Origin of the sequence: Bradyrhizobium sp. RD5-C2 (assembly GCF_019972155.1) — a bacterium.
In the GTDB taxonomy this organism is placed as follows: Bacteria; Pseudomonadota; Alphaproteobacteria; order Rhizobiales; family Xanthobacteraceae; genus Bradyrhizobium.
In genome coordinates this window covers 23,863-48,583 of record NZ_BOVL01000012.1, presented here as the reverse complement: position 1 = coordinate 48,583, position 24,721 = coordinate 23,863, and the positions used below count along the sequence as shown (strand labels likewise).

The window sequence follows — 24,721 nt, the reverse complement described above, 5'->3', positions numbered from 1 at the left end:
TGATGATCGGAATTAGCGTCAGCGCGTAGATGATCGCGCCGCGGAGGAAGACCAGGAGATAAAGCAGATTGAACAATGCCATCTCGTCTCATCCTGCGAGGCGAGGTGCGGCGGCTGCCGCCGCGAACGCGAAGCGCCGCAACACGGCGGCCGTTCAGCCCACCGCCATTCCGGAGCGGATCTCGGCGCGCAGTTCGTCGATCAGCCTGAGGCCGGTCTTGGTCTCGACGTGCCAGAAGGTCCAGCCGTTGCAGGCGCCGGAGCCTTGCGCGACCGCGCCGATGCGGTGGATCGAGCCGACCTTGTCGCCGAGCATGATGGCGCCGTCGGCGCGCACCAGGGCGCCATGGCGCTTCTTGGCATCGACGAGTTTGGCGCCGGGCACGATCATGCCGCGTTCGATCAGTTCGGAGAATGCCACACGCGGCGCCTCGCGAGCGGTCATGAACGGGGCCAAGGTCTCGGCCGGCAGCGGCTCGATCGCGGCGATGCGGGCTTCGGCGGCGGCGGCATAGGTCCGGTCGCGCTCGAAGCCGATATAGTTGCGGCCGAGTCGTTTGGCGACCGCGCCTGTCGTTCCGGTGCCGTTGAACGGATCGATCACGAGATCGCCGGGCTTCGACGACGACAGCAGCACGCGGGCGAGCAGCTGCTCGGGCTTCTGCGTCGGATGGACCTTCTTGCCGTCGTCGCCCTTGAGGCGTTCCTCGCCGGTGCACAGCGGGATCAGCCAGTCGGAGCGCGCCTGCACGTCCTCATTGGACGCCTTCAGCGCTTCGTAATTGAAGGTGTAGCCCTTGGCCTTCTCGTCGCGCGCGGCCCAGATCATGGTCTCGTGCGCGTTGGTGAAGCGGCGGCCGCGGAAATTCGGCATCGGATTGGACTTGCGCCACACGATGTCGTTCAGGAGCCAGAAGCCGAGGTCCTGCATGATCGCGCCGACGCGGAAGATATTGTGATAGGAGCCGATCACCCACAGCGTTGCCGACGGCTTCATCACGCGGCGGCAGGCCAGCAGCCAGGCGCGGGTGAAATCGTCATAGGCAGCGAACGACGAGAACTTGTCCCAGTCGTCGTTGACGGCATCGACATGCGACTCGTCGGGGCGCTTGAGATCACCCTTGAGCTGCAGATTGTAGGGAGGATCCGCGAAGACCAGGTCGACCGAGCCGGCCTGAAGCTTCGACAACTCGGCCACGCAATCGCCAATGACGATGTGGCTCGACGGGGCACTCTCAAATTTAGTGCGGGGCGCCCTTGCAGACGCCCCGCGACGCGACACTACCATGACTCAAGAACTCTGACTCAGGCGACGCTGTCGGCGACGCGGGACTAAACAACCGACTGGCGTCACATTGACCCGGCAAAGTAAAAATCGACTTAATTGGAAATGTTCATGCAAAAGATTGCAGCATCTTTTGCGCGACATGGCGCAGTGTCGTTTGCGTTGTGCTGCAACATCAGCGCGTTCGGCGAAAAATTTTGCGGATCATCAATCCGGCACGATTCGACCGGTAAATTGCCGCCGCTTGCAGTGTTGGCGGCCCGAAGGATGCGCGTCTAACGACTAGGCAATTTTTGCCGGGCAGGATATTGATTAACAGAATGGAAATTTTAGGTTGGAGTGTCCCGCATTGGGGCGCCGATCGGAGTGAAGGGAAACCGCCATGCGCTATGATGATTTCCGCCGCAGCGACGATGTCGAAGACCGTCGCGACGACAGCGGAGGCGGCGGCGGTGGTGGCGGCTTCGGGCTTCCGATGGGCGGCGGTGGGCTCGGCATCGGCACGGTCATCGTGCTCGGCCTGCTCGGCTATGCCTTCGGCATCGATCCGCGCATCCTGATCGGCGGTGCCGAGATTCTCACCGGCGGCGGCCAGGCGCCGACCTACCAGACCGATCGCCAGTCGTCGGGCGGGCAGGCCAAGCGCGGCGCGCCGACCGACGAGATGGGCAGCATGATCGCCGGCATCCTCGGCGAGATCGACGATCGCTGGAGCGAGATCTTCCAGGCCTCGGGCCAGACCTACACCGGTCCGAAGATCGTGCTGTTCCGCAACGCCACCAATGGCGGCCGCTGCGGCATGGCGCAGTCGGCGATGGGACCGTTCTACTGCCCGCCGGACAAGACCATCTTCCTCGACACCAATTTCTTCCGCGAGGTCGAGACGCGCTTCCGCGGCTGCTCGGGCAACGCCTGCAAGTTCACCGCGGCCTATATCATCGCGCATGAGGCCGGCCATCACATCCAGAACCTGCTCGGCATCATCCCGCGGGTGAACCGGTTGCAGCAGCAGGCCGGCAGCAAGGCCGAGGCCAACGCGCTTCAGGTCAAGGTCGAGTTGCAGGCCGATTGTCTCTCCGGCGTCTGGGTCAACCGCGAGGAGAAGAAGCGGCCGGGCTTCCTCGAGGCCGGCGACATCGACGCCGCGCTGACCACGGCGAACGCGATCGGCGACGACACCCTGCAACGGCAGGCGACGGGCAGGGTGGTGCCTGATTCCTTCACCCACGGCTCCGCCGCGCAGCGCAAGCAATGGTTCATGACCGGCTACCAGCAGGGCACGGTGCAGGCTTGCAACACGTTCGGTGGGGGTGGGTAGCCGCCGCAATGGCGTGAGGGTCATGGTGGCCCGCTGCCAGTGGCGTCATCCTGAGGTGCTCGCCTCTTGGCGAGCCTCGAAGGATGACGGAGCCCGCGGCCCATCCTTCGAGGCGCGCTGCGCGCGCACCTCAGGATGACGGTGGAATGTGCGGAAGGAGCGCGCTGCCATGTCCTCGACCGACGAATCCAAAACCTTCATCCCGCTCAACATCGCGGTGCTGACGATTTCCGACACCCGCTCGCTGGCGGATGACAAATCGGGCGCCACGCTGGCCGACCGTCTGACCGCGGCCGGCCACAAGCTGGCGGTGCGCGAGATCGTCACCGACGATGTCGAGGCGATTAGGGCTGTGATCCGGCGCTGGATCGCGGACGCGGGCGTCGACGCCGTGATCACCACCGGCGGCACCGGCTTTACCGGCCGCGATGTGACGCCGGAGGCGGTCGAGCCGCTGTTCGAGAAGCGGATGGACGGCTTTTCGATCGCGTTCCACATGCTGAGCCATGCCAAGATCGGGGCATCGACGATCCAGAGCCGGGCGACCGCCGGTGTTGCGGGCGCGACCTTCATCTTCTGCCTGCCCGGTTCGCCCGGCGCCTGCCGCGACGGCTGGGACGGCATTCTGGCCGCGCAGCTCGACTACCGCACGCGGCCCTGCAATTTCGTCGAGATCATGCCGCGGCTGGACGAGCACCTGCGCCGCCCGAAGGCGAAAGGCGCGAGCGCGTAGCCACTACCGTCATTCCGGGGCGCGCGAAGCGCGAACCCGGAATCCATTTCGCCGCGGGTTCTGTGGCCGGATGGATTCCGGGCCTGCGCCTGACGGCGCATCCCGGAATGACGGGAATGTGGAGTCCTAAAGCTCCATCTCCCACGTTTCCCCGATCAGGTCGACGCCAAAACTGTGGTGCTTCTCTTCCTTGACCCGCTCAAAGCCGGCGCGCGCATAGATGCCGCGCGCGGCGACCAAAATGCTCTGGGTCCACAGCGTCATCTTCTTGTAGCCCATCTCGCGTGCGGAGCGCATGCATTGCTCGACCAAAGCGCGGCCGACACCGAGCCCGCGCGCTTTCTCCTCCACCGCCAGCAGCCGCAGTTTGGCGACCCCGTTGCCGCCGTTGACCAGGAAGACCGAGCCGACCGGCTCGCCGTCGACCTCCGCGATCCAGCAATGCTCGCGGGCCGGATCGAACGATCGCAGAAACTGCGCACAGATCTCGGCTACCAATGCCTCGTAGCTGATGTCCCAGCCATATTCCTCCGCGTAGGCGCGACCCTGTTGCGAGATCACCCAGCCGATGTCGCCGACGCGGTGGCTGCGCAGCAGGAATCCCACCGGCTTCTCGGCCGGCGGCTCCAGCGACTGCTCGATCGTGCTCATCGCGCGCACCACCGCTGCGCGGCGGCCGCCGTCCATCTGCTTCAAGAGCGCCCCGACCTCGCTGCGCGAGCGGCGGTCGAGATCGGCGGCGGCAGTGCGGCCCTTGGCGGTGAGGGCCACCTCGTTGACGCGCTTGTCGGTCTTTGACGGCTTGCGCGTCACGATCTGGCGGCGCTGCAGAGCTGCCAGCGTGCGGCTGACGAAGCCGGCATCGAGGTCGAGATCGCGCACCAGGTCGGTCGCGGTGCAGTCCGCGCGATGCGCGAGCTCGTAGATGATCCGCGCTTCCTGCAGCGTGAATGTCGAGTGCAAGAGCTTCGGCTCGATGATGCCGAGCTTGCGGGTGTAGAACCGGCTGAAGCCGCGGACCGCGGCAACCTGGCTCTCGAGGGCGGTGTCATGTGAATTTGATTTCATCAAACATATTATTTGACGGAATCAAATAAATGGCAAGTGCTTTCCAGCGCATTTTCTTCGCGAGAACCGGTGTCTGCTTCGCTTGAATATGCCCTACGCCACCATGATCCGGCTGCGCAGCATGGTGCGAGAGGAGCGGCCGAGCCGGCGCAGCAGGCGCGCCTCGGAGCGTCTGGCATCCGGCCGGTAGCCGCCGATCCGCTCGTAATGCTCGCGTGCGATCAGAAGGCCCTGTTCGGCCGAGGGGCCGGTGATCATCCGGGCGACGAATTTGAGGCCGTCGCGCAGACCGGGGTCGGTGTAGGGCGCGCGGGCGTAGCGGAAGACGCCCGCGCGGTCCTTGCCGCTCGCCGCCACCATCTGGATGAACTGGGTGGTCTCCTCGATCCAGCCGGCGTCGAGCACCGCTCCCGGATGCAGGAACATCAGCCAGGGCGAACGCGCCTGCCGCGCGCCTGCCGCAAGCGCCGCGGCGCGGGTGCCCTCGAAACGCAGGAAGTGACAGCCGGCGATGTCGGCAACGCGCTCCATCACATCGCTGTTGGTACGGTCGACCAGCAGCACCTCGCGGATGACGCCGGCGGCCGCACCCGGCACCAGCGCCGCCAATGTTGCGACCGCGGTGCGCTCGACTCCGTCGGTGGGAATGATCACGCTCAGCATGACTTTGAGGCTTCGCTGGCTCAAACAATGGAGAAACTCCGGCCGTGTTATCACCTTGTCATATTCAAAGCAGCCTTTTCGCCTGCAGATTTTTACGCCATCACTTTGTGGATTTTCTCAGTTCGTGTTCTTGATTTGTTCTCGGGTTGTGTTAGCTTCAAAACATGAGCCGAGCATCCTCTCATGCCCTCAAGCACCCGCCGGTAACGGCGCCCTCCGATAACCCGGCGGGTGCACCTTCACCTGTTCCTGCCCCTTTTCCCGAGCTTGCGGTCGCGATCGAGCGCGAGCGGCGGCGCGGCCGCGGCGCGCAGTCCAACGCCAGTGGCCGCTACGAGGCCGAGGCGCGGGTTGCCTTCGACGACGGCTGGCAGAGCCTCGAAGACCTGCCGCCGTTTTCGACCAGCGTGGCGCTCGACACCTCGCGCAAGGTGATCACACGCAACGATTCGCCCGATATCGGCTTCGACCGCTCGATCAATCCCTATCGCGGCTGTGAGCATGGCTGCGTCTATTGCTTCGCGCGGCCGACCCACGCCTATCTCGGTCTGTCGCCGGGGCTCGACTTCGAATCGAAACTGTTCGCCAAGCCGGATGCGCCGGCGCTGCTCGAGAAGGAGCTCGCGGCGCCCGACTACGAGGCGCGGATGATCGCGATCGGCACCAACACCGATCCCTATCAGCCGATCGAGCGCGAACGAAAAATCATGCGCGGCATCCTCGAGGTGCTGGAGCGCGCCGGCCATCCGGTCGGCATCGTCACCAAGTCGGCGCTGGTGACCCGCGACATCGACATCCTGGCGCGGATGGCCAAGCGCAATCTCGCCAAGGTAGCGCTCTCGGTGACGACGCTCGACCCGAAACTCGCCCGCACCATGGAGCCGCGCGCCTCGACCCCGTCGAAGCGGCTCGAGGGGATCAAGCGGCTCGCCGATGCCGGCATCCCGACCACGGTGATGGTCGCGCCCGTGATCCCGGCGCTGAACGATTCCGAGATCGAGCGTATCCTCGATGCCGCAGCCCATGCCGGCGCCAGGGAGGCGAGCTACGTGCTGCTGCGGCTGCCGCTCGAGGTCCGCGATCTGTTCCGCGAATGGCTGATGGCGAACTATCCCGACCGCTACCGCCATGTCTTCACGCTGATCCGCGACATGCGCGGTGGCCGCGACTACGACTCGCAATGGGGCACACGGATGAAGGGCACCGGCCCGATGGCCTGGATGATCGGTCGCCGCTTCGAGATCGCCTGCGAAAAGCTCGGCCTCAACAAGCGCCGCACCAAGCTGACCACCGATCACTTCGCCAAGCCGAAACGCAGCGGGCAGCAGCTGAGCTTGTTTTGATACCACAGGCGTCATTGCGAGGAGCGAAGCGACGAGGCAATCCACGCTTCGGTATATGCGGTACGATGGATTGCTTCGCTTCGCTCGCAATGACGGGAAAGGTAAATATGAGTAACGCCCCGACTGCCCGCTTCACCGTCCTCACGCTCGGCGTCAGGGACATGCGCGCCAGCATCGCCTTCTACGAATCGCTCGGCTTCACCAGAAAAATGCGCGCGACCGGCGAGGAGGTTGCCTTCTTCGACACCGGCGGCAGCGTGCTCGGGCTGTTCCCGTGGCATCTGCTCGCTGACGACGCCGGATTGCCCGATCAGCCGCGGCCGGCCGCATTCCACGGTGTGTCGATCGCCTGGAACTGCAATGACGATGCCGAGGTCGATCGTGTGATGGCGTTCGCGCTGTCGAAAGGCGCCAAACTGCTCAAGCCCGCGCAGCCGACGAGCTATGGCGGCTACTGCGGCTATTTCGGCGATCCCGACGGCCACGCCTGGGAAGTGGTGCGCGCGCCGGGTTTTGAGGTTCTCGAGAGCGGGCGGGTGTCGATCCCGGATTAGCCAGCCCGATTGAATAACGGGGAAGGGCGCCGGGTTCCCGGTTGCGCCGCGGGCCTTGCTTGACCACCATCCCCGCATGATTCGGGACAAGTCCAAAAGCGCGTCAAAAACCACGTCGAAGAAGGCGCCGGCCAAGCCGGGCAAGCGCGTGATCGCCGTGACGCGGCCGAGCTTCCGGCGCGAGCGCGCGCTGATCAAGCGCGGCGTCTGGCCGGTCGCCGGCTGCGACGAGGCCGGGCGCGGGCCGCTCGCAGGTCCGGTGGTCGCCGCCGCGGTGGTGCTCGACCCCAACCGCGTTCCCAAGGGGCTCGATGATTCCAAGCGGCTGACCGCCGAGCGGCGCGAGGAGTTGTTCGAGGAGATCTGCGCCACCGCAGCGTTCTCGGTCGCGGTGGCTTCGCCGGCACGAATCGACCGCGACAATATCCTGCGCGCCTCGCTGTGGGCGCTGGCGCGCGCCGTCCATGCGCTGCCGGAAATGCCGAAGCACGTCTTCGTCGACGGCCGCGACAAGCTCGCCACGCCCTGCGACTGCGACGCGGTGATCGGCGGCGACGGCATCGTGGCCTCGATCGCGGCGGCCTCGATCATCGCCAAGGTGACGCGCGACCGCCTGATGTGCGCGCTGGCGCTGGATTGCCCCGGCTACGGTTTCGAGCAGCACAAGGGCTATGGCGTCCCCGAGCACCTCGAGGCGCTGGACCGGCTCGGGCCCAGCACCTATCACCGCAGCTTCTTCGCGCCAGTCGTCGCCGCGCGGCTAAAGCATTTCCCGGTGCCGGCCGAGTCCGATCTGTTCGGGATGGACGCGGAAGACGAAGCCGCGGCATCCGCGGCGGCGTAGCGCAACCGCACCAACCCACCCAACGCTGTCGTCGCCCGGCTTGACCGGGCGATCCAGTATTCCAGAGACAGCCGTGCCTAACTCCACGGCCGCGGCGTACTGGATGCCCCGCTTTCGCGAGGCATGACATCTGTATTCGACTTTGCACTGTGGACTCATCGGCCCCGGTTGCCTCTCCCGCCGCCGCCCGTTATCAACTCCTCAGGGATCAGATGGCGCCGCTGACGAGGTGGCTGGGGCATTTCGGGCGTTTCATGCGGTTTACCTCCCTGGTTGTCGAACTGATCCGCGCCCGGCCGCGCCTCGTCGTGTGGGTCGTGGTGCTGGTGCAGGCCGTAATCTGGCTGCTCCTGCCGCTGATCTTCTACGGCAGCCCACCCGGCAATCTCGCCACCGTCCTCGCGTTCGGCCGCGAGTATCAGGTCGGCACCGACATGGGGCCGCCGCTGTCGTTCTGGCTCGCCGACATCGCCTTCCGCGCCGCCGGCAATCACGTGTTCGGCGTCTATCTGCTGGCGCAGGTCTGCGAGATCGTCACCTTCATCGCCTTCTACCAACTGGCACGGGCCATCGTCGGCGGCCCGCAGGGCGTGCTGGCGGTGCTGTTGTCGATGACGGTCGTGGTGTTCTCCTCGCCAAGCGTCGAGTTCGGCCCGCTGATCCTGGCGCGTCCGCTGTGGGCGCTGTTGCTGCTGCATTCCTGGCAATTGATCGGGCAGAACCGGCGCGCCGCCTGGTTCGCCTGGTCGATCGATTGCGGCCTCTTGCTGCTGACGACACCGGCGGCGCTCGGCATGATCCTGCTCGTGGTCGGCTTTGCGATCGCAACCGAGCGCGGGCGGCGCACGCTGCGCGCGGTCGATCCGCTCTATGCGCTGCTCGTCATCATCGTGCTGGCGCTGCCCTATCTGATCTGGCTCGTCCGCGCCGACGTGCTGGCGCTGCCGGCCTTGCCAGTGCTCTCCGATCTCAAGGCGCGCGCGCTGCGCTGGGGCGTCGTGCTCGGCGGGCTGATCGTGGCGACGGGTGCGATCGTGCTGCTGGCGATCCTCAATTCGCGCTGGTTCGCCCGCGACCGTGAGGATGCTCCGATCATCTACCGTCCGCCGGTCAGTCCGCTGGCGCAGCACTTCGTCTATTTCTTCGCGTTCGCGCCGGCGATCGTGAGCAGCTTCGTCGCCGGGCTGTTCGATCTGGATCGTGCCTTTGGTGGCGCCGGCGTGGCGCTGTTGATGTCGGGCCTCGCGGTCGTCGTCGCGACGGGCGACCTGATCCATCTCAGGCGGCAGCGGCTGCTGCGCTCGGTGTGGGCCTTCGCTGTCGCTGCGCCCGCCGCGGTCGCAGTGGCAGCAGCGCTGTTCCTGCCCTGGACCAGCACCACCGAGGTGCCGACCTCGCTGCCGGCAGCCGCGATGGGCCGTTTCTTCGACGACAGCTATGAACGCCGCACCAACCAACGCCTGCGCGCGGTCGCCGGCGATCCCGAACTCGCGAGCCTGATTGCGATGAACGGGCGCCGTCCGCATCTCTTGCTCGACGCCGCGCCGCAACGGACGCCCTGGCTGTCGGTGGCAAAATTCAACGAGACCGGCGGCGTCGTGGTCTGGCGCGCGCAGGACACCGCCGGCACCCCGCCGCCCGAGCTCGCGCAGCGCTTCCCGGGCCTGGTGCCGGAAGTGCCGCGCTCGTTCGACCGGCTGGTCAATGGAAGGCAGCCGGTGCTGCGGATCGGCTGGGCGATCGTGCGGCCGAAGGGATCGTAAGGAACACGTCATTCCGGGGCGATGCGAAGCATCGAACCCAGAATCTCGAGATTCCGGGTTCGGTCCTGCGGACCGCCCCGGAATGACATCGTGTAGTTGGCTACGCCGTCGCGGCTTGCAGCACCTTCGCGATCGCGCGCAAATCCTGCCACGACAATCTCTTGTACGACGGCGAGCGCAGCAGATAGGCCGGATGGAAGGTGGCGACCGCGCGGATCGTGCGCGTGCCGGTGTCGTAGTCGATCCATTTGCCGCGCGTGCGCATGATGCCCTCGCGTGTGCCGAGCAGCGCCTGGGTCGAGGGATTGCCGAGCGTCACCAGCACGTCTGGATTCACCAGTTCGATATGGCGCTGGATGAAGGGCAGGCACACCTGCGTCTCCTGCGGCGTCGGCGTGCGGTTGCCCGGCGGCCGCCACGGAATGACGTTGGCGATATAGGCTTTGCTGCGGTCGAGCGCGATCGCCGCGATCATGCGGTCGAGCAATTTGCCGGAGCGGCCGACGAACGGCAGTCCCTCGATGTCCTCGTCGCGGCCCGGTGCCTCGCCGACGAACATCACGCGCGCCTGTGGATTGCCGTCGGCGAACACCAGCCGGGTCGCGGTGTGCTTCAGCGCGCAGCCGTCGAATGTCTCCATCAGCGTGCGCAAGGCTTCGAGTGTCGGTGCGGTGCGTGCGGCCTCGCGCGCGGAGGCGATCGCAGCGTCCGGCGCGATGGTGATTTCGCTGCGCGGAACGGCGGGCATCGGCGGCGGGCGCAGCGGGTTGAGTGCAACTGATGGACGCGGCGCGGCGGGGGCGGGAACTGGCTCGGGCTCGTCCAGCCGGTTGATCGGCTCGTCGCCAAGCGCGCAGTCGACCCCGGCCTCGAGGTAAAAGGCCAGCAATTGCTGCAGTGTAGGGGTGGGGTCGGGCATCAGGGCCATCGGCGCAATCTAGAGCATGGCGGAGAAAAGTGGAGGCTCGATTTCGGAAAAGATTATTCTCTTGAGGTGTCCGGGCCGTGCAAAGCCATGGGAGCGCAATTCCATGGTTGTCCTTCCGCCAAAAATCGGAAACAACGACTTTTGAAAAGCTTAGAAGCGTTCTCAATGGGCTGAGATCAAGATCATGAGTGCTGAAGACCTTCCCCCGCGCGAGTCTATGGAATTCGATGTCGTCATCGTCGGCGCCGGCCCGTCGGGCCTGTCGGCCGCGATCCGGCTGAAGCAGCTCAATCCCGAGCTCTCGATCGTCGTGGTGGAGAAGGGCTCCGAGGTCGGCGCGCACATCCTGTCGGGTGCGGTGATCGATCCGGTCGGGCTCGACAAGCTCGTTCCGGACTGGCGCGAGGATGCCGACTGTCCGTTGAAGACTCAGGTCAAGGAAGACCGCTTCTACTGGACCACGTCGCAAGGCTGGTTCCGCATTCCGAACTTCATCATGCCGCCGTTGATGCACAATCATCACAACTACATCGGCTCGCTCGGCAATGTCTGCCGTTGGCTGGCGCCGAAGGCGGAAGCGCTCGGCGTCGAGATCTATCCGGGCTTTGCCGCCGCCGAAGTGCTCTACGACGACAAGGGCGCGGTGCGCGGCATCGCGACCGGTGACATGGGCATCGCCAAGGACGGCAGCCACAAGGATTCCTACACCCGCGGCATGGAGCTGCTCGGCAAGTACACGCTGTTCGCCGAAGGCGCGCGCGGCTCGCTCACCAAGCAGCTGATCGCGAATTACAAGCTCGACGCCAACTCCGAGCCGCCGAAATTCGGCATCGGGCTGAAGGAGGTCTGGCAGATCGATCCGGCCAAGCACCGCAAGGGACGGGTTCAGCATACGCTGGGATGGCCGCTGAACGACAAGACCGGCGGCGGCTCGTTCCTCTATCACTACGACGACAACCGCGTCGCGGTCGGCTTCGTCGTGCATCTGAACTACACCGACCCGTATCTGTCGCCGTTCGACGAATTCCAGCGCATGAAGACGCACCCGGATATTCGCGAGCTGTTCGAGGGCGGCAAGCGGCTCGCCTATGGTGCGCGCGCCATCACCGAGGGCGGCTACCAGTCGGTGCCGCGGCTCTCCTTCCCGGGCGGCGCGCTGATCGGCTGTGCGGCCGGCTTCGTCAACGTCCCGCGCATCAAGGGCGTCCACAATGCGATGGGCTCCGGCATGCTCGCCGCCGAGCACGTCGCGGCCGCGCTCGGCGCCGGACGCGCCAATGACGAACTCGTCGACTACGAGAATGCCTGGCGTTCGTCCGCGATCGGCAAGGACCTGTTCAAGGTCCGCAACGCCAAGCCGTTGCTGTCGAAGTTCGGCAACCTGCTCGGAATGGCGCTCTCCGGCTTCGACATGTGGTGCAACACGCTCGGCTTCTCGCTGTTCGGCACCCAGTCGCACGCCAAGCCTGACCGCAAGACGCTCGATCCGTCGAAGCAGCACCATCCGATTGCCTATCCGAAGCCGGACGGCAAGATCTCGTTCGACAAGCTGTCGTCGGTGTTCCTGTCCAACACCAACCATGAGGAGGACCAGCCGGTCCATCTCAAGGTCGCCGACATGAACCTGCAGAAGACCTCGGAGCACGACGTGTTCGCCGGCCCCTCCAACCGCTATTGCCCGGCCGGCGTCTATGAATGGGTCGAGGAGGGCGCCACTCCGCGCTTCCAGATCAACGCCCAGAACTGCGTCCACTGCAAAACCTGCGACGTGAAGGACCCCAACGGCAATATCACCTGGGTTCCTCCGGAGGGCGGCGGCGGTCCGAATTACGAGGCGATGTAAGGCCCGGAGGCGATTGAAGGGCAAGGCTGACGCGGCCGACCACATTTGCGTGAGGCCGCCGCCAACCTGCCGCAGCTTCCGCTTGGGCTTTCCTCGCTTGGAGCGGCCGGATTGCACGCCGGATACAGCTGGAGACGCGGAACAAGGGCCGCGGCGCCAGTATCCGGCGCATTTTGCTTCCGCACGCGAATATGCCGGGCCCGGTCACGATACCGCCATAGTGGGAGGGTCTTGCGGTGGGCTGGCTGGATCGGCGGGCCTAACGGCCTAATCTGCCAATCGATTCGGCATGGGTTACCTTTGGGCGATCCTTGCGGATAAACGCCAAAAGCGGCATTGTCGCTCGCCGTGATGCCGCCGCTTGGGTTCGCATTTTGAGACTGATCGCAAGACCTTGTCGCGAAGATCTTGGCCGTAAATCCTTCGTGGCCTTAAACCCCTGGAGCAAGGCGACCGTGATGCTGTCCACCCGTTTCAACCGCCTGACGATTGCCGTTTTAGCTGCCGCGGCGCTTGCCGTGCCTGCGCAGCTGTCGGCGCAGACGCCCGACCATCCGACCGACAATGCCGCGCAATTTCCGAGCAAGACCGACCTGAAGTCGCTGACCACCGCCGGCAGCTATCTGGCCGCCCGCCACGCCAGTGTCGAGCGTGATGCGGCCTCGGCTGCGGCGTTCTACCGCTCCGCGCTGCGCACCGATCCGAAGAATTCCGAGCTGCTCGACCGCGCCTTCATCTCCTCGCTCGCCGACGGCGACATCGATGAGGCGGTGAAGCTCGCCGACCGCATCCTGACCCAGGACAAGGCCAACCGCGTCGCCCGCCTCGTCGTCGGCGTGCGCGACCTCAAGCTGAAGAAATACGCCGCCGCGCAGTCCAACATCAACCAGTCGGTGCGCGGCCCGATCACCGATCTGGTGGCGACGCTGCTGTCGGCCTGGGCCGCCTATGGCGCCGGCGACAGCAAGGGCGCGGTCGCCTCGATCGACAAGCTGACCGGCCCCGAATGGTATCCGATCTTCAAGGATCTGCACGCCGGCATGATCTACGAGCTGTCCGGCAAGGAGAAGGATGCCGGGGCTCGCTTCGAGAAGGTGTTCAAGCTCGACGATTCGATGCTGCGCACGGTCGACGAATATGCGCGCTGGACCTCGCGCAACAAGGATGCCGCCGCCGCGACCGCGATGTACGAGGCGTTCGACAAGAAGCTGCCGCGTCATCCGCTGGTGCTGGAAGGCATCAAGGAAACCAAGGCCGGCAAGAAGCTGCCGCCGCTGATCGATTCACCGCAGGCCGGCGCCGCCGAGGCGCTGTACGGCATCGGTGCGACGCTGACCCGCCGCGGCGGCGAGGACCTCGCGCTGGTCTATCTGCAGCTCGCACTCTATTTGCAGCCGAACCATCCGCTGGCGCTGCTGTCGCTCGCCGATCTCTATGAATCGGTGAAGAAGCCGCAGATGGCGATCAAGGTCTATGAGCGGATGCCGGCGTCCTCGCCGCTGAAGCGCAACGCGCAGATCCAGCTCGCGACCAATCTCGACGCCGCCGACCGCAGCGACGAGGCGATCAAGATCCTCAAGGAAGTCACCACGGATCAGCCGAAGGACATCGAGGCGATCCTCGCGCTCGGCAATATCGAGCGCGGTCGCAAGAAGTTCGCCGACTGCGCCACCACCTATTCGCAGGCAATCGACGCACTGCCGGCCGCCGGCGGCGACAAGAACGCCTGGGTCACCTATTACTACCGCGGCATCTGCGAGGAGCGCTCCAAGCAGTGGAACAAGGCCGAGGCCGACATGCGCAAGGCGCTCGAGCTGCAGCCTGAGCAGCCGCATGTGCTGAATTATCTCGGCTATTCCTGGATCGATCAGGGCATCAATCTCGACGAAGGCATGAAGATGATCAAGCGTGCCGTCGATCAGCGTCCTGATGACGGCTACATCGTCGATTCCCTCGGCTGGGCCTACTATCGGATCGGCAATTACGACGAGGCGGTGAAGAACCTCGAGCGCGCGATCGACCTGAAGCCGGAAGATCCGACCATCAACGACCATCTCGGCGACGCCTACTGGCGCGTCGGCCGCACGCTGGAAGCCAAGTTCCAGTGGGCGCATGCCCGCGACCTCAAGCCCGAGCCGGAAGAGCTGCCGAAGATCCAGGCCAAGATCGACAACGGCCTGCCGGACGACACCTCGAACGCCGCCTCCGCCGACAAGAAGAAGGACGACGACGGCAAGGGCGGTTGATCTGGCGCAATTCGCCAGCGTTGCATTGCCGATTGAGACGTCATGCCCGGGCTTTGTCCCGGGCATCCGCGTTTCTGGCTCCCGTCATTCCGGGGCGATGCGGAGCATCGAACCCGGAATCTCGAGATTCCGGGCTCGCCCTTCGGGCGCCCCGGAATGACGGAAGCAGAGATGGCCACGACGGTTTGCCCGCGCCCAGCGCATGCCAAGGGCGGAATTTCCGTGCAAACAAAGGGATAGGATCGTGAGGCGATTTACGCTAATCGCAGCACATGTTTGTTTTTAGGGGTTTATCGCCGTGCCGGCGCTGATTGAAGAAGGGCGTGCCAAGGTCAACCTGACGCTGAAGGTTGTCGGGCGGCGCGTCGATGGGTTTCACGACCTGGAGAGCGTCGTCGCGTTTGCCGATTGCGCCGATCGTCTCACGCTCGAGCCGGGCCCCGAGCTGTCGCTGTCGATGCTGGGGCCGCTGGCCGATGCCTGCGGCGATACGTCTGATAATCTGGTGCTCAAGGCCGCGCGGCTGCTCGGTGAGCGCGTCGCAGACCTCGAGGTCGGCCATTTCACGCTGGAGAAGGTGCTGCCCGTTGCGGCCGGCATCGGCGGCGGCTCGGCGGATGCTGCCGCAGCGCTGCGGCTTTTGGCGCGGCTCAACGAGCTCTCGCTCGACGACAGCAGGATCATGGAGGTCGCGCTGCAGACCGGCGCCGACGTGCCGGCGTGCGTCGCCTCGCGCGCCTGCGACATGACCGGCGTCGGCGAGGGCCTGCTACCGCTCGACCTGCCGACACTGCCGTGCGTGCTGGTCAATCCGCGCGTGCCGGTTGCGACCAGGGATGTCTTCAACGCGCTCGGCCTGCGCCATGGCGAGCTTTTGATCGGCGCCACCGATGTCGTGATGCAGGGGCCGTCCTGGCCGGACGCCGGCCGCGTGGTCGACGATTGGATCACAGCGCTGTCGCGCGGCACCAACGATCTCGAAGCCCCCGCCGCGCGCATCGAGCCCGTCATCAGCGACGTCTTGTCCGCGCTACGTGAGACCAGCGGCGCTCGCCTGGTGCGCATGTCGGGCTCCGGCGCGACCTGCTTTGCCGTGTTCGGAACCGACACCGACGCCCAGGCCGCCGGCGAAAGGCTCCGCGCCGCGCATCCCGGCTGGTGGGTGCATGCGGGTGCGCTGAGCTAGCGCACGTCCATTCTCTCTCCGTCATTCTCCGCTGCGCAATTGCGCACCTGAGGGCGCGCGTACCGCGAGCCCGGAATCCATTTCACCAAGCGCGGTGCTTATGGATCCCGGCTTTTGCCAGGACGACGAACGGAGAGAAGCGTGTACCTGCGCTCCATCACCGTCACCCTGAGGAGGCCGCGGAGCGGCCGTCTCGAAGGGTCGACGGCCACCAGCGGGGCCGTGCATCCTTCGAGACGCCGCTTCGCGGCTCCTCCAGCGACAAAGGCAAAGCCTTTGCGCGGGGATGACGGGCTTGATCATGTCGGCAGCGACGCCGCCGCTACTGCGGCATCATCCCACCTCAACGCCGGGCAGCGTTGCGCCCCGGATTGCTTGGCAAGCCAAACCCCGTTTGCCATAACAGGATGAAACAACAACGTTGCGCGTGCGGGACCGTTCGAAAATCCGCCTGCAGCAAATGAGCCGGGAGGATGCCATGGCCAATATCCGCGTACTCGCCACCGATCTGGAATTTCCCGAGGGTCCCGTCGTCATGCCCGACGGTTCGGTCGTGCTGGTCGAAATCCGCGGCCAGCGGCTGACCCGGGTGTATCCCGACGGGCGCAAGGAGATCGTCGCCAAGGTGCCGGGCGGCCCGAACGGCGCGGCCCTCGGTCCCGACGGCAAGATGTACATCTGCAACAATGGCGGCTTCTCCTGGATCCCGACCAAGAACATGATCATGCCGGGTCCGCAGCCCGAGGATTATCTCGGCGGCTCGATCCAGCGCGTCGATCTGCAATCCGGCAAGATCGAGACCGTGGTGACGAAGTGCGGCGAGCATGAGCTGCGTGGGCCGAACGATCTGGTGTTCGACAAGCACGGAGGCCTGTGGTTCTCCGATCTCGGCAAGCGCCGCGCCCGCGAGATGGATGTCGGTGCGTTCTATTACCTGAAGCCCGGCATGAACGAGATCGTCGAGGCCGTGCACGGCATCCTGCCGGCCAACGGCATCGGCCTGTCGCCGGATGAGAAGACCGTCTACATCGCGGAGACGCCGACCGCACGGCTGTGGGCCTATGAGGTGTCCGAGCCAGGCACCATCAAGCCGCGCGACGTGATCTATCGCGGCGAACGCGGCAAGCCGATCGCGGGCCTCGGCGGTTACCAGATGTTCGACTCGCTCGCCGTCGAAGCATCAGGCAATGTCTGCGTCGCGACGCTGATCTCCGGCTGCATCTCGGTGATCGCACCCGACGGCACATTGGTCGAGCAGGTGCCGACCGGCGACCGCGTCACCACCAACATCGCGTTCGGTGGCCCCGACCTGAAGACCGCCTACATCACGCTGTCCGGCAAGGGAGAGCTGATCGCGATGGACTGGTCGCGGCCGGGATTGCCGCTGAATTTTCTGAATAAGTGACGTAAGAACGTCATTGCGAGCGAAGCGAAGCAATCCATGCAGCCACGAACACGGCGGAATGGATTGCTTCGTCGCTTCGCTCCTCGCAATGACGGAAAGGAATCACAATGCCCTGGCTTGAACCGGTCACCCTTCGCGGCGCGCATGCGCGGCTCGAACCACTTTCGCATGATCATCGCGACGGTCTCGTCGAAGCGGTGAAGGACGGCGGTCTGTCGAACCTCTGGTACACCGCCGTTCCGCAGCCGGAGAACATGGCCAAGGAGATCGACCGCAGGCTCGGCTTGCAGGCGGCCGGATCGATGCTGCCGTTCACGGTGTTCGACGCCGACGGCAAGATCTCGGGCATGACGACCTACATGAATGTCGACACGCCGAACCGCCGCGTCGAGATCGGCTCGACCTGGTACGCCAAGCGTGTGCAGCGCAGCGCGGTCAACACGCAGTGCAAACTGCTGCTGCTGCAACATGCCTTCGAGAAGCTCGATTGCATCGCGGTCGAGTTCCGCACGCATTTCTTCAATCACCAGAGCCGGCGCGGCATCGAGCGTCTGGGTGCCAAGCAGGACGGCATCCTGCGCAGCCATCAGATCGCGCCCAACGGTACGTTGCGCGACACCGTGGTTTACAGCATCATCGCCAGCGAATGGCCAACGGTGAAGGCGCATCTCAACTATCAACTCAACGAAAAGCCGCGCTGACACTTCGGTCGGCGCCAGAAACGAGACGATGGAAACGTTCGATTATGTAATCATCGGCGCAGGCTCCGCCGGGAGTGTGCTGACCAACCGGTTGAGTGAAGATGCGGGCACGCGGGTGTGCGTGCTCGAGGCAGGGCCGAGCGACTGGCATCCCTACATCCATCTGCCGGCCGGCTTCATCAAGACCTTCCACATGAAGAGCGTGAACTGGGCCTACCAGCAGGAGGTGGGTCCCTACACCGGCGGGCGCAGCATCTACGCGCCGCGCGGCAAGACGCTCGGCGGCTCGTCCTCGATCAACGGCCACATCTACAACCGCGGCCAGCGCCAGGATTTCGACACCTGGGCGCAGCTCGGCAATCGCGGCTGGGGCTATCCCGACGTGCTGCCGTACTTCCGGCGCATGGAGCGAAGGATCGGTGAGGGCGACGACACCTATCGCGGCCGCGACGGCAATCTCACCGTCACCACGATGGATTGGCAGGACCCGCTCTGCGAGGCCTTCATGGCGGGCGCGGTTAGCCTCGGGATTCCGCGCAATCCTGACTACAACGGCCAGATCCAGGAGGGCGTGTCGTACTGCCAGCGCACCATCCTGAACGGGCGCCGGGTCAGCGCAGCGACCGCGTTCCTGCATCCGGCGCGAAAGCGGCCGAATGTCGACGTGCGCACCCATGCCCATGTCACCGGTATAATCTTCGAGGGCAAGCGCGCGGTCGGCGTGCGCTACAACCGCGGCGGCAAGCACGGCGATCCCTTGGAGATCCGCGCCACCAAGGAGGTCATCCTCTCCGGCGGCGCCTATAACTCGCCGCAGCTGTTGCAGCTCTCCGGCGTCGGTTCGCCCGAGCTGTTGCAGTCGCACGGCATCGAGGTGCGCCACGCGCTGCCGGGTGTCGGTGAAGGCCTGCAGGATCACTACGCGCCGCGCTCGGTGGCGCGGGTCAAGAATATCAGGACCATCAACGAAATGCGCCGCGGCTTCAGCCTGTGGGGCGAGGCGATCAAATGGGCGACGACGCGGCGCGGGCTGTTGTCGCTGTCGCCGACCATGGTCTACTGCTTCTGGCATTCCGGCGAGACCACCGAAAGCTCCGATTTACAGCTCACCTTCACTCCGGCGAGCTACAAGGAAGGCGTGCAGGGCCAGCTCGAGGACGAGCCGGGCATGACGGTGGCGTCATGGCAGCAGCGGCCGGAGAGCCGCGGCTATGTCCGCATCCGCTCCGCCGATCCGTTCGCGCCGCCGATCATCCAGACCAACTATCTTGCCGAGGAGATCGACCGCCGCGTCGTCGTCGCCGGCATGAAGCTGGCGCGCCGGCTGCTCGCCTCCGAGCCGCTCAAGCCGTATTTCGCCTATGAGGACTTTCCGGGTCCGAAGGTTACAAGCGACGCGGAGCTGCTCGCGGCCGCGACCCAGCGCGGCACCACCACCTTCCATCCCGGCTGCACCTGCCGGATGGGCCCGGCCGACGCGCCCTGGGCCGTGGTCGACGATCAGCTTCGGGTCCATGGCATGGAGGGCCTGCGCGTGATCGACGCCTCGATCATGCCGCGGATGATCTCGGCCAATCTCAACGCCTCGACCTTGATGATCGCCGACAAGGCCTCCGACATGATCCGGGGTAAGCAGCCAGAGGTGGCTGCGAAGCTGCCGGAGTATGCGTGAGGCGATTTCGTCATTGCGAGCGGAGCGAAGCAATCCATCTCTCCGCACCTGCGGATGCATGGATTGCTTCGTCGCTTCGTTCCTCGCGATGACGGCAGAGGTGCGCCGATGCTTCTCGATCGGCGCGCTGTGTCTAACACCGTCATGCTGAGGGGGCCGCGAAGCGGCCGTCTCGAAGCACAACGGCCCGACTGGGGCCGTGCATCCTTCGAGACGCGCTACGCGCTCCTCAGGATGACGGGACTGCTATCGGGAGCTCAGCCGTAGACGAACGCCTTGTCCTCAAGGTCGATCGCCGGGAATTCGTCCTTCTCGGCCCAGTAGTCCTGGTTGTGCTGCCATTCCGGCTTGTCGCCGCGCTTCGGCAGCAGGTGCATGCCGCGCATCATGTAGCCGGGATTGAAGTTCTCCGGATCGATCCACGGCAGCAGCGGCATGTTGTGGTCTTCAGGGCGCAGCGCCGGCGTCACCTTGTTCACACCGGTGGCCTTCATGTGCTTGAGCATGCGGCAGACGAAGTCGCCGACCAGATCGACGCGCAAGGTCCAGCTGGCGCGGAAATAGCCGAACACCCAGACGAGATTCGGCACCCCGGTGAACATCATGCCGCGATAGGTCACGGTGTCCTTGAACTCGAGCGGCTTGCCGTCGATCGCGAAGTCGATGCCGCCATTGGCGGAGAGGTGGAAGCCGGTCGCGGTGATGATGATGTCGGCCTCGAGTTCCTTGCCGGACTTGAGCAGGATGCCCTTCTCGGTGAAGCGCTCGATCTCGTCGGTGACGACGGAGGCCTTGCCGCTCTTGATGGCGTGGAACAGGTCGGCATCCGGAATGAAGGCGATGCGCTGCCGCCACGGTCGGTAGCGCGGCGTGAAGTGGGTGGCGATGTCGTAGTCCTTGCCGAGGACGGCCTCGACCGCCGCCAGCAGGTCCTTCTTGGCGCCCTCGGGCTCGGCGAAGGTCCGCCTGGTGAAGGCGTCCTGCTCGAATAGGATCTTGCGGCGGGTGATCTCGTGGATCCAGTGCTCGTCGACCTGCAGCCTGCGCAGCTCCTCGGCGATCTCGATCGCGTTGCGGCCGGTGCGGAAATAGGTCGGCGAACGCTGCAGCATGGTGACATGGCCGGCGTCATTGGCCATCGCCGGGATCAGGGTCGCAGCCGTGGCGCCGGAGCCGATCACGACCACGCGCTTGCCCTTGTAGTCGAGGTCGTCGGGCCAGGTCTGCGGATGTACGACCGTGCCCTTGAACTTCGCCATGTCGGTCCATTCGGGCGTATAGCCCGCGTCGTGGCGGTAGTAGCCCTGGCACATCCAGAAGAAGTTGGTGGTAAAGCGCAGCTGTTCGCCGGTGTCGACGCGGACAGCATCGACGGTCCAGAGATTGGTCTCGTTCGACCACTCCGCCGCGGTAATGGTGTGGCGATAGCGGATGTAGCGGGCGAGATCGTTCTCGTCGATCACCTCGCCCATGTATTTCAGGATCTCGGCCGCGCTCGCGATCGGCGCGCTGGTCCACGGCTTGAAGCGATAGCCGAAGGTGTGCAGATCGCTGTCGGAGCGGATGCCGGGATAGCGGTGCGTCGACCAGGTGCCGCCGAAGGTCTTCTGCGTCTCGAGCACCACGAAGCTGGTGCCCGGGCATTGCGTGGTGAGGTGGTAGGCAGCGCCGACGCCGGAGATGCCGGCGCCTGCGATCAGGACGTCGAAATGCTCTGATGTGACGGGCTCGGCGGCGCGGATTTGGGTCTGGACGTTCATCTTCCCTGGTCTTCTTTTTGGTTGGAGCGGCTCAGCAAAACGCCGGAGCGAATGCCCCGGCGTTTGCGTGAACTAGACTTCGCGGCGGCTGAGGAACGCCAGCCGCTCGAACAGATGCACGTCCTGCTCGTTCTTGAGCAGCGCGCCGTGCAGCGGCGGGATCAGCTTGCGCGGGTCGCGCTCCCTGAGCATCTCGGGCGTGATGTCCTCGTTCAGCAGCAGCTTGAGCCAGTCGAGCAGCTCGGAGGTCGAGGGCTTCTTCTTCAGGCCCGGCACCTCGCGGACCTCGAAGAAGATCCGCAGCGCCTCTTCCACCAGCCGCTTCTTGATGCCGGGGAAGTGCACGTCGACGATCTTGTTCATGGTGTCGACGTCGGGGAACTTGATGTAGTGGAAGAAGCAGCGGCGCAGGAAGGCGTCCGGCAGTTCCTTCTCGTTGTTCGACGTGATCATCACGATCGGGCGCAGCTTTGCCTTGATGGTCTCGCCGGTCTCGTAGACGTGGAACTCCATGCGGTCGAGCTCGAGCAGCAGGTCGTTAGGGAATTCGATGTCGGCCTTGTCGATCTCGTCGATCAGGAGCACCGGGCGCTTCTCGTGGGTGAAGGCCTCCCACAGCTTGCCGCGCTTGATGTAGTTCTTGATGTCGGACACGCGGGCGTCACCGAGCTGGCTGTCGCGCAGCCGCGACACCGCGTCGTATTCGTAGAGGCCCTGCTGCGCCTTGGTGGTCGACTTGATGTGCCAGGTCAAAAGCGGCGCGTCGATCGCCTTGGCGACTTCCTCGGCCAGCACGGTCTTGCCGGTGCCGGGCTCACCCTTCACCAGCAGCGGGCGCTCGAGCACGATGGCGGCATTGACGGCGACCTTGAGGTCATCGGTGGCGACGTAGTCCTTGGTACCCGTGAATTTCATCTATCTGTTTGCCTTGTTTCGTTCGTTGGCCGCATGGGTCTCACCTTGGGCCTCAACATGAAACGACCGCTCTCGCAGCGGCCGTTGGAGATGCAAATTTTTCGATCACGCTCGTCTGATCATCGATACGATCACCAGCACGATGCAAGCGCCGATCGTCGCGTTGACGATGTCGCGGATCGCGCTGCCGCCGAGGCCGACGCCAAGGCGCGGCAGCAGCCAGCTCGCCACCAGCGCGCCGATGATGCCGACGACCATGTTGCCGATCAGTCCGAAGCCCGCGCCGCGCACGATCAGCCCAGCGAGCCAGCCGGCAATCGCACCGATCACCAGTGCTGCAATGATGCCCATTCAAACGTCCTGCCCAATGTCTTGTCAGGCGCAATTGTAATTGAAAAAGCCGGGCGGTCTAGGGTGGATTCCGCAGCGCAGCGGTACCCTGAACGGCACAGGGCGCATAGTATGTCAGGCGTACTGTTTCCGTCCTGCGGAATGATTGTCACCCGCGAGCGACGAGGCGAGCACCGTGCGGTCGCGTCCCGAGCGTTTCGCCTCGTAGAGCGCAAGGTCGGCCTGGCCGAGCAATTCGCTCTCGTTGGCGGTCGCAGCCGACCGGCTGGCGATCCCGAGGCTGATCGAGACCACGCCGCGCCGCGTTGGCGGATTGGCGATCGCCAGCGATCGCACCGTGAGGCGCATTGCTTCGGCGACCTTCAGCGCGTCCTGCTCGCCGATCCCGGGCAGGATGATCGCGAACTCCTCACCGCCGTATCGCGCGGCGAGCGCCGTGGTGTTGATGGTGGCGTCCGCGATCACGCGGGCCACGCGCTTCAGGCATTCGTCACCGGCCTGATGGCCCAGCGTGTCGTTGAAACCCTTGAAGTGATCGATATCGAGCATGATGAGGGAGATCTGATCGCGGTCGCGGAACTCGCGCGGCAGCGCGCTGTCGAAGCTGCGGCGGTTGGCAAGCGCGGTCAGGCCGTCGGTGGTCGCAAGCTCCGACAGGCGCATGTTCAGCGCGTTGAGTTCATCCTCCATCTTGCGGCGTTCGGTCACGTCGCGCAGTACGCCGACGACCTCGATGGCCTGATGGTCTTCCGCAAGCCCGGCGAGCTTGAAGTTGATCTCGACCCAGATCTCGGTCCCGTCGGCGCGGAAGGTCTTGAAGTCCACGGTCTTGGTGGTCGTCCAGTTGGTCAATTCCGACGTCGCCCTGGCGACGTCGGCGAGGTGATCGGGATGCACGAACTCGAAGCAGGATTTGCCGATCAGATCGTCCGGCTTGCGGCCGAGGATGGTCTCGACCGACTGCGACACGAACAGGAAGCGGCCGTCGCGGTCCAGGAGGATCACGACGTCGGCGATGTTGTCGGCGAGCAGCCGGTAGCGCGCCTCGCGCTCCCTGAGCATCCGCGCGACCCTGGTCCGCTTGGCGAACTCCTTGCCGAGCAGGATGGCGAACAGGATGACGCTCCCCATCAGGATCACGGCGACAAACAGGTCGTTGCGCAGATCCTCATGCCAGGCGGCGAGCACCTGGGCTTCCGGCAACGCGACGGTGATCACGATCGGATATTGGGACGCGCGCTCGAAGCCGAGATATTTGACGCGTCCGTCGAACGGCGATGTGGTCTTGGTGTAGCCGGTGCGCTCCTGCTCGATCTGTGCCTTGAAGGCCGCAGATACCTCCTTGTTCCATTTGCCCGCCGGCCAATGCGCCAGAACGATGCCGTCGAGACGGAGCAGGGTAATTCCGGCGTGCGGACCGAATTCGAAGGCCTGGTAGAAATTGTCGAAGTAGCTGCTTTCGATGGTCGCGAACAGCACGCCGCCGAAGCTGCCGTCTTCCCTGGTGACGCGCCGCGACAGCACGATGGTCGGATGCCCGGTCAGCCGCGACTGCAACGGCTCGCTGATATGCAGCGTCGCATCCGGCGAGTCGCGATGGCCGATGAAATAGCTGCGGTCGGCATTGTTGTGGGCCGGCAGTTCCGCGGCCGACGAGTAGATCCGGTTGCCGTCGGGATCGATCACGCCGATTTCCCGGATCTGCGGCAGCGCGTCCGCGGTCTTGCGCAAGGCCGCGTTGAAGCGGTCGACGCGCGGCTTCTGGTATTTCAGCAGGTCGACCATGGCGTTCATGGAGACATCGATCGCCTGGACCGAATGCGAGGCGTGTTCCGCCAGCGAATGGGTGAGGTTGCGGATGTCGCGTTCGCCCTGGGCGAGCGCCATGGTGCGCGCCTCGACCGCCTTCCAGATCAACAGACCCAGCACGAATATGCTCATCGCCGTCACCACGGCGGCGACGATCGCCGTCGGCGAGAACAGTTTCGGCAGCTTGGCAGGGCTGTTGGGCAAGTCGATCGGGTCCACGGGCGGCGCGCTACCTCCAGTGATCAACGCCCCACCTTAACGTCACGTTTCGCCCCCGGGAGCCGAAGCCGGCCGGGGTGGTTAAGTGAAAGTGAATGGCTGATCCGCAGCCGCA

Annotated in this window: 21 protein-coding genes; 13 read left to right on the top strand and 8 right to left on the bottom strand. The window is 65.0% G+C overall.

Going from position 1 to position 24,721, the window contains the following annotated elements:
* Positions 1 to 154: 154 nt before the first annotated feature.
* Positions 155 to 1,288 carry a site-specific DNA-methyltransferase gene (locus tag BraRD5C2_RS14495; protein WP_097672884.1) on the bottom strand — a complete coding sequence of 378 codons (1,134 nt, stop codon included), beginning with the start codon at positions 1,286 to 1,288 and terminating at the stop codon, positions 155 to 157.
* A 108-nt stretch (positions 1,289 to 1,396) separates the two neighbouring features.
* On the opposite strand from BraRD5C2_RS14495, the gene BraRD5C2_RS14490 reads away from it, so the two are divergent.
* The 3 genes from BraRD5C2_RS14490 to moaB all read left to right on the top strand — a co-directional run bounded on the left by BraRD5C2_RS14490 (position 1,397) and on the right by moaB (position 3,336).
* Entirely contained in the window at positions 1,397 to 1,564 is a 168-nt protein-coding gene (locus BraRD5C2_RS14490; RefSeq protein ID WP_223969381.1) for a hypothetical protein, read from the top strand.
* Positions 1,565 to 1,667: 103 nt separating this feature from the next.
* Positions 1,668 to 2,603: a KPN_02809 family neutral zinc metallopeptidase gene (gene ypfJ, locus BraRD5C2_RS14485; protein ID WP_223969380.1), complete on the top strand. Its 936-nt coding sequence runs from the start codon at positions 1,668 to 1,670 to the stop codon at positions 2,601 to 2,603.
* 169 nt (positions 2,604 to 2,772) lie between these two features.
* On the top strand, positions 2,773 to 3,336 hold the full coding sequence (gene moaB, locus BraRD5C2_RS14480; protein WP_223969377.1) for a molybdenum cofactor biosynthesis protein B: 564 nt from the start codon (positions 2,773 to 2,775) through the stop codon (positions 3,334 to 3,336).
* A 126-nt stretch (positions 3,337 to 3,462) separates the two neighbouring features.
* Here moaB and BraRD5C2_RS14475 read toward each other — a convergent pair whose 3' ends face one another.
* Both BraRD5C2_RS14475 and BraRD5C2_RS14470 read right to left on the bottom strand, forming a co-directional pair.
* Positions 3,463 to 4,404 carry a bifunctional helix-turn-helix transcriptional regulator/GNAT family N-acetyltransferase gene (locus BraRD5C2_RS14475; protein WP_223969376.1) on the bottom strand — a complete coding sequence of 314 codons (942 nt, stop codon included), beginning with the start codon at positions 4,402 to 4,404 and terminating at the stop codon, positions 3,463 to 3,465.
* A gap of 93 nt (positions 4,405 to 4,497) precedes the next feature.
* Entirely contained in the window at positions 4,498 to 5,067 is a 570-nt protein-coding gene (locus BraRD5C2_RS14470; protein ID WP_223969374.1) for a glycosyltransferase family protein, read from the bottom strand.
* Between the two features lie 164 nt (positions 5,068 to 5,231).
* Here BraRD5C2_RS14470 and BraRD5C2_RS14465 point away from each other — a divergent pair, with 164 nt between their 5' ends.
* From BraRD5C2_RS14465 to BraRD5C2_RS14450, 4 genes are all read left to right on the top strand, one after another.
* A complete protein-coding gene (locus BraRD5C2_RS14465) occupies positions 5,232 to 6,410 on the top strand; it encodes a PA0069 family radical SAM protein (protein ID WP_223969372.1) in 1,179 nt (392 codons plus the stop codon).
* A 107-nt stretch (positions 6,411 to 6,517) separates the two neighbouring features.
* Positions 6,518 to 6,964 carry a VOC family protein gene (locus tag BraRD5C2_RS14460; RefSeq protein ID WP_223969370.1) on the top strand — a complete coding sequence of 149 codons (447 nt, stop codon included), beginning with the start codon at positions 6,518 to 6,520 and terminating at the stop codon, positions 6,962 to 6,964.
* Between the two features lie 76 nt (positions 6,965 to 7,040).
* Entirely contained in the window at positions 7,041 to 7,808 is a 768-nt protein-coding gene (locus BraRD5C2_RS14455) for a ribonuclease HII (RefSeq protein WP_223969368.1), read from the top strand.
* 254 nt (positions 7,809 to 8,062) lie between these two features.
* Positions 8,063 to 9,571 carry a glycosyltransferase family 39 protein gene (locus BraRD5C2_RS14450; RefSeq protein WP_223969366.1) on the top strand — a complete coding sequence of 503 codons (1,509 nt, stop codon included), beginning with the start codon at positions 8,063 to 8,065 and terminating at the stop codon, positions 9,569 to 9,571.
* A gap of 100 nt (positions 9,572 to 9,671) precedes the next feature.
* Here BraRD5C2_RS14450 and BraRD5C2_RS14445 read toward each other — a convergent pair whose 3' ends face one another.
* On the bottom strand, positions 9,672 to 10,493 hold the full coding sequence (locus tag BraRD5C2_RS14445) for a uracil-DNA glycosylase (protein ID WP_223969800.1): 822 nt from the start codon (positions 10,491 to 10,493) through the stop codon (positions 9,672 to 9,674).
* Positions 10,494 to 10,683: 190 nt separating this feature from the next.
* Here BraRD5C2_RS14445 and BraRD5C2_RS14440 point away from each other — a divergent pair, with 190 nt between their 5' ends.
* The 6 genes from BraRD5C2_RS14440 to BraRD5C2_RS14415 all read left to right on the top strand — a co-directional run bounded on the left by BraRD5C2_RS14440 (position 10,684) and on the right by BraRD5C2_RS14415 (position 19,552).
* Complete coding sequence (locus BraRD5C2_RS14440; RefSeq protein ID WP_223969364.1) at positions 10,684 to 12,342, top strand: electron transfer flavoprotein-ubiquinone oxidoreductase; 1,659 nt, start codon at positions 10,684 to 10,686, stop codon at positions 12,340 to 12,342.
* A gap of 458 nt (positions 12,343 to 12,800) precedes the next feature.
* A complete protein-coding gene (locus BraRD5C2_RS14435) occupies positions 12,801 to 14,588 on the top strand; it encodes a tetratricopeptide repeat protein (protein ID WP_223969362.1) in 1,788 nt (595 codons plus the stop codon).
* Positions 14,589 to 14,886: 298 nt separating this feature from the next.
* Positions 14,887 to 15,774 carry a 4-(cytidine 5'-diphospho)-2-C-methyl-D-erythritol kinase gene (locus BraRD5C2_RS14430; protein ID WP_223969360.1) on the top strand — a complete coding sequence of 296 codons (888 nt, stop codon included), beginning with the start codon at positions 14,887 to 14,889 and terminating at the stop codon, positions 15,772 to 15,774.
* Positions 15,775 to 16,252: 478 nt separating this feature from the next.
* Positions 16,253 to 17,179: an SMP-30/gluconolactonase/LRE family protein gene (locus BraRD5C2_RS14425; protein ID WP_223969358.1), complete on the top strand. Its 927-nt coding sequence runs from the start codon at positions 16,253 to 16,255 to the stop codon at positions 17,177 to 17,179.
* A 107-nt stretch (positions 17,180 to 17,286) separates the two neighbouring features.
* Positions 17,287 to 17,880 (top strand): GNAT family N-acetyltransferase, encoded by a 594-nt coding sequence (locus BraRD5C2_RS14420; protein WP_223969356.1) that lies wholly within the window; start codon positions 17,287 to 17,289, stop codon positions 17,878 to 17,880.
* A 28-nt stretch (positions 17,881 to 17,908) separates the two neighbouring features.
* Complete coding sequence (locus tag BraRD5C2_RS14415; protein WP_223969353.1) at positions 17,909 to 19,552, top strand: GMC family oxidoreductase; 1,644 nt, start codon at positions 17,909 to 17,911, stop codon at positions 19,550 to 19,552.
* A gap of 257 nt (positions 19,553 to 19,809) precedes the next feature.
* Here the strand turns inward: BraRD5C2_RS14415 and BraRD5C2_RS14410 are convergent, their stop codons facing one another.
* The 4 genes from BraRD5C2_RS14410 to BraRD5C2_RS14395 form a co-directional block, all read right to left on the bottom strand.
* On the bottom strand, positions 19,810 to 21,312 hold the full coding sequence (locus tag BraRD5C2_RS14410) for a flavin-containing monooxygenase (RefSeq protein WP_223969352.1): 1,503 nt from the start codon (positions 21,310 to 21,312) through the stop codon (positions 19,810 to 19,812).
* Between the two features lie 72 nt (positions 21,313 to 21,384).
* Positions 21,385 to 22,227, bottom strand: a complete 843-nt coding sequence (locus BraRD5C2_RS14405; protein ID WP_223969350.1) for an AAA family ATPase — start codon at positions 22,225 to 22,227, stop codon at positions 21,385 to 21,387.
* A gap of 105 nt (positions 22,228 to 22,332) precedes the next feature.
* The gene (locus tag BraRD5C2_RS14400) at positions 22,333 to 22,578 is read right to left on the bottom strand and encodes a GlsB/YeaQ/YmgE family stress response membrane protein (protein WP_223969348.1); all 246 of its coding nucleotides are present in this window, start codon (positions 22,576 to 22,578) and stop codon (positions 22,333 to 22,335) included.
* Positions 22,579 to 22,692: 114 nt separating this feature from the next.
* A complete protein-coding gene (locus BraRD5C2_RS14395) occupies positions 22,693 to 24,606 on the bottom strand; it encodes a diguanylate cyclase (RefSeq protein ID WP_223969346.1) in 1,914 nt (637 codons plus the stop codon).
* Between the last annotated feature and the right edge of the window lie 115 nt (positions 24,607 to 24,721).